Annotated in this window: 8 protein-coding genes; 5 read left to right on the plus strand and 3 right to left on the minus strand. The window is 70.9% G+C overall.

What is annotated here, in order from left to right; genetic code table 11:
- The first annotated feature begins 3 nt into the window (after positions 1 to 3).
- From WMF24_RS23030 to WMF24_RS23050, 5 genes are all read left to right on the plus strand, one after another.
- Positions 4 to 711, plus strand: coding sequence for a hypothetical protein (locus WMF24_RS23030; protein ID WP_437738589.1), 708 nt, complete (start codon positions 4 to 6; stop codon positions 709 to 711).
- Positions 712 to 786: 75 nt separating this feature from the next.
- The gene (locus WMF24_RS23035) at positions 787 to 4,203 is read left to right on the plus strand and encodes a CheR family methyltransferase (protein WP_437738590.1); all 3,417 of its coding nucleotides are present in this window, start codon (positions 787 to 789) and stop codon (positions 4,201 to 4,203) included.
- A gap of 49 nt (positions 4,204 to 4,252) precedes the next feature.
- On the plus strand, positions 4,253 to 4,627 hold the full coding sequence (locus WMF24_RS23040; protein WP_437738591.1) for a response regulator: 375 nt from the start codon (positions 4,253 to 4,255) through the stop codon (positions 4,625 to 4,627).
- A gap of 58 nt (positions 4,628 to 4,685) precedes the next feature.
- The gene (locus WMF24_RS23045; RefSeq protein ID WP_437738592.1) at positions 4,686 to 5,693 is read left to right on the plus strand and encodes a chemotaxis protein CheB; all 1,008 of its coding nucleotides are present in this window, start codon (positions 4,686 to 4,688) and stop codon (positions 5,691 to 5,693) included.
- A 250-nt stretch (positions 5,694 to 5,943) separates the two neighbouring features.
- Positions 5,944 to 6,684 (plus strand): DNA alkylation repair protein, encoded by a 741-nt coding sequence (locus WMF24_RS23050; protein WP_437738593.1) that lies wholly within the window; start codon positions 5,944 to 5,946, stop codon positions 6,682 to 6,684.
- A 39-nt stretch (positions 6,685 to 6,723) separates the two neighbouring features.
- Here the strand turns inward: WMF24_RS23050 and WMF24_RS23055 are convergent, their stop codons facing one another.
- The 3 genes from WMF24_RS23055 to WMF24_RS23065 all read right to left on the minus strand — a co-directional run bounded on the left by WMF24_RS23055 (position 6,724) and on the right by WMF24_RS23065 (position 12,392).
- On the minus strand, positions 6,724 to 7,272 hold the full coding sequence (locus WMF24_RS23055; protein ID WP_437738594.1) for a hypothetical protein: 549 nt from the start codon (positions 7,270 to 7,272) through the stop codon (positions 6,724 to 6,726).
- A gap of 161 nt (positions 7,273 to 7,433) precedes the next feature.
- Positions 7,434 to 9,746 carry a DPP IV N-terminal domain-containing protein gene (locus tag WMF24_RS23060; protein ID WP_437738595.1) on the minus strand — a complete coding sequence of 771 codons (2,313 nt, stop codon included), beginning with the start codon at positions 9,744 to 9,746 and terminating at the stop codon, positions 7,434 to 7,436.
- Between the two features lie 96 nt (positions 9,747 to 9,842).
- Positions 9,843 to 12,392 (minus strand): DEAD/DEAH box helicase, encoded by a 2,550-nt coding sequence (locus WMF24_RS23065; protein ID WP_437738596.1) that lies wholly within the window; start codon positions 12,390 to 12,392, stop codon positions 9,843 to 9,845.
- Between the last annotated feature and the right edge of the window lie 224 nt (positions 12,393 to 12,616).

Consider the following 12,616-nt stretch of genomic DNA (forward strand, 5'->3'; position numbering starts at 1 on the left):
CGCATGCTCATCCCGCGCACGCTGACGACGCAATCAGACCTTCAGCTTTATCAGGCCCGTTACAAGGCGCTGTCGGGCCTCCCGCTGGACATCGACTTCCTGAGCCGGGCCATGGTCCGCGGGTTCTTCGATGGGGGCACCCTGGTCGCCGGGTACGCCCTCAACCGCGCGACGCCTTATCGGTATCACCGGCTCATCCATCCGGACGAGAGAGACCGCCAGGACATCAAGGAGTTCTTCGCGCAGCCGGACGTCGCGGAGCTGTGCTGCATCTGGATCGATCGCGCGGCGGTGACGCCCTTCAGCCGGAACGCGATCTACATCTGCAGCGTCCACGACGCGGTCCGCAGCGGGGCGCGCAAGATCGTGGGTGGATCGGTCACGCCCAAGGTGGCCGCGTTCCAGCGCCTCACGCTCGACGTCATGCTCTACGAGGGGCGGTGGAGCACGGCCGGCGAGCCGATGGGGAAGATCTATGATGGCGACCGCGAGCGGGTCGTCTGGAACACGCTCAAGCTGGCCGCGGTCACCTACGCTCGCGACACGGCCGCGCTGCTCCGGAGGCGGCGAGCAACCGGCGGACGAAGAGCGCCGGCGCCCATCCCGTCCGACGGCCGGCCCGGCGATGGCGGTGCCGCTCCCCCGATCCGCCCCACACGGCTCAGGCCGGCGGGATCGCCCCCGACCCGGGCCGGTTCACCCTTATCTTGAGCGGCTGTCCTCCACCGCGCAGATCGCCGCATCGCGCCCGTCCGGCATGCACTATGTGTAGGCGCGAGACGCGTCATGCCCGAACCCACCCCCAAGCCCCAGCTCGTCGTGGTCGGCTGCTCCGCTGGCGGCATCGAGGCCCTCTGCACGCTCGTCTCGAGCCTGCGCCCCCCCTTCCCGGCCCCGCTCGTGATCGCCCAGCACCTCGACCCGCGGCGGGAGAGCCACCTCGGCGACGTCCTGCGCCGCCGCAGCGGGCTGCCGATCCGCACCGTCGCCTCCGCCTCGCCGCTCGAGGACGGCGTCGTCTATGTCGTGCCCGCGGGCCGCGACGTGGAGATCACCGACCATGAGCTCCGCCTCATGCCCGAGACGAGCGCGCGGCCGAAGCCGTCCATCGACACGCTCTTCCGCACCGCGGCCGAGGTCTTCGGCGAGAACCTCATCGCCATCGTCCTGACCGGGAACGGCTCCGATGGCAGCGTCGGCGCCCGCCACGTCAAGCAATGCGGCGGCACGGTGATCATCGAGAACCCCGACACCGCGAAATTTCGCGGCATGCCCGAGTCGCTGGCCCCAAGCACGGTCGATATCGTGGCCGATCTCGGCCGCGTCGGGAGCATCCTGAGCGACCTTCTGTCGGGATCCTACATCGACCCCGCCTCGGAGGAGGACAAGCGCCTTCACGCGCTCCTCGAGCTCGTGCGCGAGCGGAGCGGCATCGACTTCAAGAAATACAAGCAGGCGACCATCCTGCGCAGGCTGCGTCGCCGGATGGCGGCCACGAACACCGACACCATCGACGAGTACGTGGGCTACCTCGCCGAGCACACCGAGGAGCACCAGCGGCTGGTCAACAGCTTCCTCATCAAGGTCACCGAGTTCATGCGCGACCCGGATCTCTTCGCGCACCTCCGCAACGTGATCCTCCCCGCGCTCATCGGCCACGCCCGGACCGACAACAAGTCGCTGCGGATCTGGTCGGCCGGGTGCGCCACCGGCGAGGAGGCGTACTCCCTCGCCATCCTGATCAGCGAGCTGCTCGGCGACGAGCTCGACAGCTTCAGCGTCCGCATCTTCTCGACCGATCTCGACAGCGACGCGGTCGCCTTCGCCCGCCGCGGGATCTACGGGGCGGCCGCCGTCGAGGAGCTGCCGCGCGAGCTCGTCGACCGCTACTTCGTCGCGATCGACGGCCACTACCAGGTGAAGAAGCGCATCCGCAACCTCACCGTCTTCGGCGAGCACGACCTCGGCCAGCGCGCCCCGTTCCCGCACCTCGACCTCGTGCTGTGCCGCAACGTCCTCATCTATTTCACGAGCGACCTCCAGCGCCGCACCCTCCACCTCTTCGCCTTCTCGCTGCGGGAAGGCGGCTACCTCGTGCTCGGCAAGGCCGAGACGACGAGCCCGCTGAGCGAGTACTTCGTCCCTCACGACATCCACCAGAAGGTCTACCAGCGCCGCGGCGAGCGCATCCTCGTGCCCCCCTCGTCCGTGGCCGCCGCCCCGGCGCCGCCCCGGCGCGCGCCCCGCGGCGAGACCCCCATGCTGCCCCTGCGCGGCGGCTCCAGGGAGCTCCCGCGCGCCCGCATGTCCATCGACGTGCTGCTGTCCAGCTTCCGCGTGGGCATCGTGCTCGTCGACAGCCGCTACGACATCCTCGAGATCAACTTCGCGGCGCGGCGCCTGCTCGGCATCCACGGCACGGCGCTCGGGCAGGACCTCGTGCACCTCGCGCAGTCCGTCCCCCACCGGCCGCTGCTCGAGGCGATCGACGCCGCCTTCCGGGGCGAATCGTCGCAGCCGATCGAGGTCGCCGTCGAGCCGACGCCCGAGGACGAGCCGACGTACATCCAGATCACCTGCCACGGTCCCCGCCCCGACGTCGAGCCCGGCAAGATCGACGCCGCGCTGGTGGTCGTCGAGGACGTCACCGAGAACGTGCGGCGCCGCAAGCAGGTCGAGCAGATCATCAGCCGGGAGGCGCAGCTCCATGCCGAGCTCGCCGCCGCGCGGGCCGAGCGCGAGCGCGCCGAGCAGCGCTTCGCCGCCGAGCGCGAGCAGCTCCGCCGCGAGAACGGGGCGCTGGCCGCCACGCTCTCCCGGCTGGAGGCGACGCGCGGCCAGGACCAGACGGCGATCCAGCGGCTGACCGAGCAGAACCGCCGGATCTTGCGGGCCAACGAGGAGCTCACGTCGGCGCACGAGCAGCTCCGCGCCGTGAACGAGGAGCTGATGGTCTCCACCGAGGAGGCGCAGGCCGCCATGGAGGAGGTCGAGACGCTGAACGAGGAGTTCCAGGCGACGAACGAGGAGCTGGAGACCGTCAACGAGGAGCTCCAGGCGACGATCGAGGAGCTCAACACGACGAACGCCGATCTGGAGGCGCGGAGCCGCGAGATCCAGGAGCTCGCCGCGCCGGTCGAGGCGGAGCGGGCGCGGCTCTCCGCGATCCTGCGCAGCATGGCGGACGCGCTCCTCGTGGTGGACGGCGCGGGGCGGCCGGTGGTCACGAACGACGCGTACCAGGCGATGTTCGGCACGGGCCGGCTCACGGCGCACGACGAGAAGGGCCGGCCGGTGATCTACAAGGACACGCCGGAGCAGCGGGCCGCGCGCGGCGAGCGCTTCCAGATGGAGTTCACGACCCCCGGCCCCGGCCGCACGACGCGGCACTTCGAGGCCACGGGCCACCCCATCGGCGGCAGCGAGGCCTCCGGCAAGGACGCCGTGGAGCGGGGCGTGATCGTGATCCGCGACATCACGGAGCGGAGCATCCGCAAGCTGCAGGATCGCTTCATGGCGATGGCGAGCCACGAGCTCCGCACGCCGCTCGTGCCCCTGCGCGGCTACCTCGACATGCTCGCCACCCTTCTTCCCGCGGACGGCGACGCGCGGCTTCACCGCTTCGCGTCGCTCGCCCGCGCCCAGACCGAGCGGCTCGACCGGCTCGTCGACGACCTCGTGAGCGCGACCCGCATCCAGACCGGGAAGTTCGAGCTCAAGCTCGCGGACGTGGAGCTCGTCCCGCTCGTCGCGGACGCCGTGGAGACCGCCCAGACGATGTCGCCGACACCGAAGATCCACATCGACCTGCCCTCCAGCGCGCCGGGGCGGATGGTGGTGAGGGGCGACCCCGCGCGCCTGGAGCAGGTCCTCATGAACCTGCTAGGCAACGCCTTCCGGTACGCCGACGGCTCGCCCAGGATCGACGTGCGCCTGCGGCACGCCGGCGGCGCCGCCGAGATCGACGTGGAGGACCAGGGCCCGGGGATCCCCGCGGCCGACGTGCCGCACGTGTTCTCGAGCTTCTATCAGGTGGACCGACCCAGGAACGCATCGTCCAGCGGCATGGGCCTCGGGCTCTTCATTTGCAGGGAGATCGTCAAAGCCCACGGCGGGCACATCTTCGTGCGCAGCGCCGAAGGTAAGGGGTCCACCTTCACTATCAGGCTGCCCCTGAGCGCGAATCGAGATGCGCATGATTGATGCGCTGGTCGCACACTGCTGTGCTCTGGGCGGCGTGAGACAGGACATCATGGGGACAAGGGCGAAGATCCTCGTGATCGAGGACGATCGAGATTCGAGCGATATGCTCCTGGAGATGCTCGCGATGGCCAACTACGAGGTCGAGCTGGCCCGCACGGCGGACCAGACGATCGCCGCGATGACGTCGAGGCGCTTCGGGGCGGCCCTTCTCGATCTGACCGTGAGGGGGGCGACGACGCCGGAGCTGATCGAGCGGCTCCAGGAGGTGTCGGAGAGGCCGCCCATCGTGATCTTCTCGGCGCGCATGCCGGACGACCTCCGCAACGCGGCGGAGAAGCTCTCGGCGGCGGCGGTCATCCAGAAGCCGGCGAGCATGGCCGTGCTGCTCTCCACGATGGAGCGCGTCGTCCGCACGGCCGCGTGATCGGCGCCGCCAGGCGGCGCCTTCCCTCTCTCCACTGCATCTCACCGCGAGGCGACCTGTGCCAGGACACGACATCATCACGATCGGGGCTTCGGCGGGCGGCGTGGAGGTGCTGATCGCGCTCATCGGGGGCCTGCCCTCGGACCTGCCGGCGTCGCTGTTCGTGGTCCTGCACTTGCCGCCGACAGCCCGGAGCGTGCTCCCGCAGATCCTGGAGCGGACGACCCGGATGCGCGTGGGGACCGCGGTCGACGGCGAGCCGATCGAGCGCGGGCGCATCTACATCGCGCCTGTCGACAACCACTTGATCGTCGACGAGGGCGTCGTGCGCGTGACGCGCACCGCGAAGGAGAACGGCCACAGGCCGGCGGTGGACCCGCTGTTCCGGAGCGCGGCCGAGGCGCACGGCGCGCGGGTGATCGGCGTGGTGCTCTCCGGCATGCGCGACTGCGGCACGGCCGGCCTGCTGGAGATCAAGCGCCGCGGCGGCATCGCCGTGGTCCAGGATCCGAGCGACGCCCTGTTCCCGGAGATGCCGCAGAGCGCGCTCGACAACGTGCCGGTGGATCACTGCGTTCCCCTGGCGCGCCTCCCACCGCTGCTCGCCGACCTGGTGCATCAGAGGACAGGAGAGGCGCCCGCGGCGGCGGAGTCGCCGCGCGGACTTGTGGGGGAAAAGGTGGAGGCGCCAGAGGTTGAATTCACGTGCCCGGACTGCGGAGGCAACCTGACCCGCAGCGGCGATGGCGAGATCCTGAGCTTCCGGTGCAAGGTCGGCCATCGATACACCCCGGAGGGGCTGGAGAACGAGCAGGCCGAGGCGCTCGAGGCGGCGCTCTGGGTCGCGCTCCGCACGATCGAGGACACCGCGGCGCTGGCGCGCCGGATGGCGCAGCGCGCGGCGGAGCGGAATCAGCTCCATGTGATGGCCCACTTCGAGGAGAAGGTCCGGGCGGCCGAGGAGCGGGGCGCCCTGGTGCGCCGGGCGCTGCTCGGCGCGGGCAGCGGGAACGGGATCACCGTGGGCCAGCGCGCGGGGCGCTCGTCGCCGCGGCCGAAGTGGTGAGCGCCGGCGCGACCGGCTGAGCGTGGACAGCGCGACGCGCGCCAGCTGGAGGCGCCGCCTGGCAGCTTGCCGAACCGCTGCTCGTACTCGGCCAGCCGCGCCGCGAGCAGCTTCGCCTCTTCCTCCGCCGAGCGCGCCTGCGCTTCCGAGGCGCGGGCCTGCTCTTCCGCCGCGCCGTGGGCAACGCGCGACCTTCGCGTGAAAAGATCTGGGGCGAGCGCGTAATGGGCAGGATGGTTAGGTGAGAGCCATGGATTTCACCGAGGTGATGAGCGAGCTCGAGCGGCTCGGCACCGAGCAGAACCGGAGGGTGTACCTGCGCCACGGCGCGACCGAGCCGCTCTTCGGCGTGAGCTTCGCCCACGTGAACGCGCTCGCGAAGCGGATCAAGCGCGACCACGGCCTCGCCGAGGCGCTCTGGGCAACGGGCAACGCCGACGCGCGGACGCTGGCGGCGGCGATCGCCGATCCGGCGCGCTTCACCCAGGGCACGCTCGACGCGTGGCTCGACGGCCTGCGCTCTCCGCTCCTCATCGACCTGTTCGTGAAGCACATCGCGCTGAAGACCCCGTTCGCCCGCGAGGCGATGGAGCGCTGGACGGCCTCGGACGACGAGTGGATCGGCCGCGCGGGCTGGACCCTCGTCGGCGCGCTCGCGGCCGAGGAGCCGTCGCTGCCGGACAGCGTGTTCGAGGATCGGCTCTCGGCGATCGAGGCGTCGATCCACAGGGCGAAGAACCGCGCCCGCGAGGCGATGAACAGCGCGCTCATCGGCATCGGCGCGCGGAACGAGCCGCTGCGCGGCGCGGCGCTCACGGCCGCGCGGCGCATCGGCAAGGTCGCGATCGACAACGGCGACACGGGGTACAAGACGCCGGACGCGACCGCCCAGATCCAGAAGCTGTGGGCCACCCGGAGGCCGGCCGCCGCGCCGGCGAAGCCGGCCAGGACGCCCGCCGCGAAACCCCGAAAGGCCGCGCGCCGGGGCTGACGGCGGCGCCCCGGCGCCGACGGCGCCCCCCGGCCTCGGTCACGTCGGGTTCGCTGCCGCGACGGCCTCGGCGGGCGATCCGAGCAGCTCCGTGCGCGTGAGCCGCTCGACGACCTGGCGCGTGAGGATCAGGTGCTCCTCCTCCTCGTGCAGGCGCCTTCTGAACGACGCCCTCGCCTCGTCGTCGTCCGCCTCGTCGGCGAGCTCGAGAAGGAGCTGCCAGCCGGCGTCGTCGACGAGCTCCGCGGTGAGCAGCGCGTGAAAGAGGTGGGCCGGGTTCTGGTCGCCGTCGAGCACCACCTGCCGGATGCCCTGCGACTCGATCGCGATGAGCCGCGACATCTCGGTCTCGGCGTGTGCGTCCCCGCCGAGGCTCCGGATCTGCGCCTCTAGCCACTCCTCGTGCTCCTTCTCCTGGTCGCGGAACTGCCGGAGCTGGCCGAGCAGGTTCATCAAGCTCGGATCGGCCGAGCGGCCGACCTTCTCCACGATGGAGTCATAGAGCCTGACGCTCGCGCGCTCGTACGTCAGCCGCTCGTTGAGCAGGTCGATGGCCTTGTCCTTGTTCATCTGTGCAAGCTTCTGCATGGATGCCCTCCGACCGGGGCAGATGCGATTCGCAGGCCGGCGCGCCGCGGGGGCAAGCGGCCCTGCGCGCGCGGCCAGCGCGCTGGGCGCGCGGCGGCGCCCAGCAACGTCGGCGCGCGCGTCGGCGCGCTCGGGGGCCCGCGAGCGGGCCGGCGCGGCGATCAGAGGTGCTCGGCCAGGTACTCCACGACCTCGCGGGTCGCGAACCGGCTCGCCACCGGCGACCGGTAGCCGTGCCGCTCGCCCGGGAACACGACCATGTCGAACCGCTTGTCGGCGGCCATGAGCGCCTCGATCACCTTGGCCGTGTGCGCGATATGCACGTTCTCATCCATGAGCCCGTGCATGACGAGCAGCTTGCCGCGCAGGTTGGCCGCGTGCTTCGTCACGTCGGCCGCCTCGTACCGCGCGGCCGCCGTGCCGAGGAGCCCCATGTACCGCTCCGTGTAGCCCGTGTCGTACAGCCTGAAGTCGCTCCCCGGCGACCCCGCGACGCCCACGTGGAACCGATCCGGCGCCCTGAGCAGCGCGTGAAGGACCATCGTGCCGCCGTAGCTGAGGCCGTGGATGCCGACGCGACCCGCGTCGACGTACGGCAGCGTCTTCAGGAACTCGAGGCCCGCGATCTGGTCGACGAGCTCGACCTCGCCAAGCCGCCCGTGAATCGGCGCCTCGAACGCGCGCCCGCGGTTCGCCGATCCGCGGTTGTCGAGCTGGAAGACCACGACCCCGCGGTCCGCGAGGTGATTCCAGAGCAGGAGCGGCGACCACGCGTTGAAGACCGTCTGGACGCCGGGCCCGCCGTACACCATCACGACGACCGGGTAGCGGCGGCCGGGCTCGATCGTCCGCGGCGCGAGCAGGGCGCCGTACAGCGTGTCGCCGCTCTCGGCGCGCACCTTCACGATCTCGGGCGCGCGAAGCCCGAGGTCGGCGAGCTCCGGATCGACAGGCACCGGCAGCGCGCCCAGCTCCGCGTTGCCGGCGCCCCGCACCGCGCCTTTCCACGGGCGCCCCAGGCCCGAGTGGACGTCCACGTACCCCGGCCCCTTCGGCGCCACGGCGACGAAGTGCACCCCCGGGTCCGACGTCAACCGCTTCACCTCCCCGCCCTCGAGCGGCACCGCGTAGAGGTGCCGCTCGGTGGGCCCGTCCTTTGTGGCCACGAAGCGCGCCTCGCCGCGCTCCTCGTCCGGCGGCTCCAGCGAGGTGACGTCCCAGTCGCCCGCGGTGAGCTTCGCGAGCTCCGCGCCCGAGCCCGCGTCGCGCAGGGTGATGTGCGTGTGGCCGCTCGCCGCCGTCGCCCAGAGGAACCTCGGCGAGCGCTCCAGCAAGCGCATGTGACCGAAATCGACCCAGGTCGGCGACGTCTCGGCGACGATCTCCGCGGCCTCGCCCGAGCGCGCGTCGGCGCGGAGCAGCGCGAGGCGCTGCTGGTCGCGCGAGATCGTCTGGAACCAGAGCGCCTTGCCGTCCGGCGCCCACGCGAACCGGCCGAGGTAGCGCTCCTGCTCGCCGCCCTTCCACTGGATCCAGCGCGTCCGCCTCGTCGCGAGGTCGACGATCCCCGCCTTGACGCGGGGGTTCTTGCCGCCGACGCGCGGGTATCGCTGCATCATGAGGTCTTCCCGGCCCTCCCGGACGCCGAAGATCGGCACCTCGGCGACGTCCCGCTCGTCGACCTCGAGGTAAGCCACCTTGTCGCAGCCGGGGGAGATCCAGAACCCGCTCGGCTCCTCGAACTCCTCCTGACCGTTGAAGTCGCTCTGCCCGCGCGAGACCCCTTCCGGCGCCCCCCGGGTCAGCGCTGTCTCGCGGCGCGAGGCGACGTCGATCATGAACAGCTCGCGCCCGCGGACGAACACGACGCGCTCGCCGCCGCCGCACACCTTGGGGTCGATCTCCGGCTCGGGCGTGTCGGTGAGCCGCACGATGGCGCCCCCCGCGTCGCGCAGGAAGAGATCGCCGCCGAACGGGATGAGCAGGACCGGCGCCCGCCTGGCCCACGCGTACGCCGTGATCCCCCTCGAGAACATGCGCTGTCGCTCGCGCCGGAGCTCCTCCTCGCGCGAGAGCGGCCTCGTCTCCTTCAGCAGGTCGCTGGAGGCGACGAGCTGCCGCACCTCGCGCGACGCCGTGTCGAAGGCGAAGAGCGCCTGCTCCGGGCTGTCGGGCTGCCGCTGGAGGAAGGTGACGAGCTTGCCGTCGGGCGCGTGCTGGATCGCCCTTGGCAGCTTCGCGCCGAGCGGCGGCTGCCGGCCGAGGTGCGCGTACGTGACGCGGCTCGCCTCCGGCCCGGCGATGCGCGTCTTCTCCGGCCCGCCGCCCTGCTTCGCCGCCGCGTCGCCCCCGGCGGGGGAGGCCTTCGCCGGCGCGGCTATCTGCGGCGGGGACGAGCCGGCCGGCGGGGCGCAGGCGGCGGCCAGGAGGACGGGGAGCGACCACCAGGTCGCGGAGCGCCGCGGAGTTCGCATGGCCGCGATCTCTCCCGATGCGACGGGGATGTCAAACGCTGGCGCGCTGTGATGGCGGCTCCCCTCGTCCCGCGGCGTCCCCGCCCCCGCGAGAGGTCAGCTCGCGATCCGCCGCAGCACGATGACCGGCCGGCCCGCTCCGCGGGAGCGATCGAGGTCCACCTTGCAGTCGAGCATCCAGTCGTTGTCGTCGTCCGGATCGGCGATGATCTGCTCCACCACCCACGAGCCCCCGTCCTCGGCCGGGTGGATGATCGTGTTGCTCGGGCTCCGCGCCGCCGGGTCGGTGCGGATCGCCGCGTGCTCCGCGTAGAAGCCGCGGAGCGCCTCCTCCAGCCGATCCGCTGTCCAGGGGGCCTCGTCGCCCTCCACCATCTCGGCGGCCACCTCGTAGTCGCGGCGGGCCAGCGCGCGCAGGAAGAAGAACAGCTCGTTGCGGACGAGCACCGTGAAGTCCTTCGCGTTGCGCGTGATGTCGAACGCGCCCGGCTCCACGGCGCCGCCGGGGGCCGCCGCGCGCGGCTGGTACGACGGGTCGCGCAGCTTCTCCCACTCGTCGAGCAGGCTCGAGTCGACGCCGCGGATGAGCGCCCGGAAATAGGCGATCATGTCGCTCGTGTCGGCGTCCTTCGCGTAGTCGGGCACCGTCTGGACGAGCGCCTTGTACACCTCGGAGACGTACCTGAGCAAAAGCCCCTCGGCCCGCTCCAGGTTGTACTCCCGGATGTACTCGCTGAACGACAGGTACTGCTCGTACATCTCGCGCGCGACGCCCTTCGGCCGGATGTTCTCCTGCCCCACCCACGGGTGCCGCCGCGCGTAGTCGTTGAACGTGCCGTAGATGAACTCCGCGTTCGGCTTCGGATAGTCGAGCTTCTCGAGCTCCTCCATCCGCTGCTCGTACTCCACGCCGGCCGCCTTGAGCTCCGCGAGCTTCTCGGTCTTCAGCCGATCGAGCTGCTTTTGCAGGATGAGATCGGGGTTCTCGAGGATCGACTCGACCAGCGTCAGCAGATCGAGCGGGTACGTGCCGCTCTCGGGATCCAGCTTGTCCACCGTCTCGAGCACGTAGAGCGAGAGCGCGTGGTTCAGCGAGAAATCCTCCTGGAGATCCGCGTTGATGCGGATGCGCTTGCCCGGTCCATCCTCCCTCGGGACGAACTCGATGATGCGCGCCTCCACGAGGGAGCGGAACAGGAGCATCGCTGTCCTGCCGTGCTGGCGCCGGACCGCGGGCCGGTCGTGGGTGCTGCGGATGAGCCGCTTCAGCGCCAGACACCCGCCCTCCTCGCGCCCGAGCACGTTGACGAGCATGCCGTGCGTGACCTGGAACCGCGACACGAGCGGCTCGGGCGGCGACTGGATGAGCCGCTCGAACGTCTGCCGGTCCCAGTGCACATAGCCCTTCTCCGGCGGCTTCTTCTTGACGATCTTCCGCCGCTTGGCCGGGTCGTTCCCCGCCTTCGCCTCGAGCCGCATGTTCTCGATGACGTGCTCCGGCGCCTGCGCCACGACGCTCCCCTGCGTGTCGAACCCCTTCCGCCCCGCGCGGCCGCTGATCTGCTGGAAATCGCGCACGCTCAGGATCGCCGTCTTCTCGCCGTCGAACTTGCAGAGCTTCGTGAACAGCACCGTCCGGATCGGGATGTTGACCCCGACCCCCAGCGTGTCCGTGCCGCAGATGATCTTGAGGTGCCCCTGCTGCGCCAGCTTCTCGACGAGCAGCCGGTACTTCGGGAGCAGCCCCGCGTGGTGGAGCCCGATGCCGTGCTTGAGGAACCGCTGCACCTCGCGGCCGTAGGGGCTGGAAAATTTCACCCCTGCGAGCGCCGCGGTGATCGCGCGCTTCTCCTCCTTGGTGCAGTAGTCCTGGCTCATCAGGTTCTGCGCCTCCTCGGCGCAGGCCCGCTGGGTGAAGCTCACGATGTAGATCGGCGCCTTGCCGCTCTTCGCCAGGGTCGCGACGGTCTCGTGGAGCGGCGTCTCGCGGTACTCGTAGTCGAGCGGCACCGGGCGCACGCCCGACTTGATCACGGCGGTCTGCTCGCCGGTGAGCTTCGTGATCTCCTCCTGGAAGAACTCGGTGCCTCCGAGCGTGGCGCTCATCAGCAGGAAGCGCGCCTGGGGCAGCGTGAGCAGCGGGATCTGCCACGCCGCGCCGCGATCGCGGTCCGAGTAGTAATGGAACTCGTCCATGATCACGTAGTCGCAGAGCGCCTTCTCGCCCTCGCGGAGCGCGATGTTCGCGAGGATCTCCGCGGTGCAGCAGATGATCGGCGCGTCGCGGTTCACGGACGCGTCGCCCGTCAACATCCCCACGTTCTCGGGCCCGAAGTCGTTGCAGAGCGCGAAGAACTTCTCGCTGACGAGCGCCTTGATCGGGCACGTGTAATACGACTTCATCCCCTCGGCCATCGCCTTGAAGTGCATGGCCGCCGCCACGAGCGATTTGCCCGAGCCTGTCGGGGTGTTGAGGATGACGTTCTTGCCGCCGAAGATCTCGAGGATCGCCTCCTCCTGCGCCGGGTAGAGCTCGAGTCCCCGCTCGGCCACGTAGTCGAGGAAGCCGTTCAGGAGGTCGTCGGCGGTGAAGTCGTGGGGCGACGGCGGGAGGCGGGCGTAGAGGGGAGCGGCGGCGAGGTCCATGGCGGCTTCAGGACGCCCGTACCAGGGCGCCCCCTGCACAAGCCTGGTTCCGGTCAAAAATGCAAGCAAACTCCTCGATGTCCCGGCCGGACGGCAGGGCCAGCGCGGCTCCGGACGGGACGGATTTCAGGGCGAGCCGCGCGCCGCGCGGGGGCCCCGGGCGGGCCGCCATGGTGCCCGCACCGTCACGCGATCGTGATAGCGTGGCCGGACGAACGAGGGGG

Source organism: Sorangium sp. So ce1335 (genome assembly GCF_051521615.1).
In the GTDB taxonomy this organism is placed as follows: domain Bacteria; phylum Myxococcota_A; class Polyangia; order Polyangiales; family Polyangiaceae; genus Sorangium.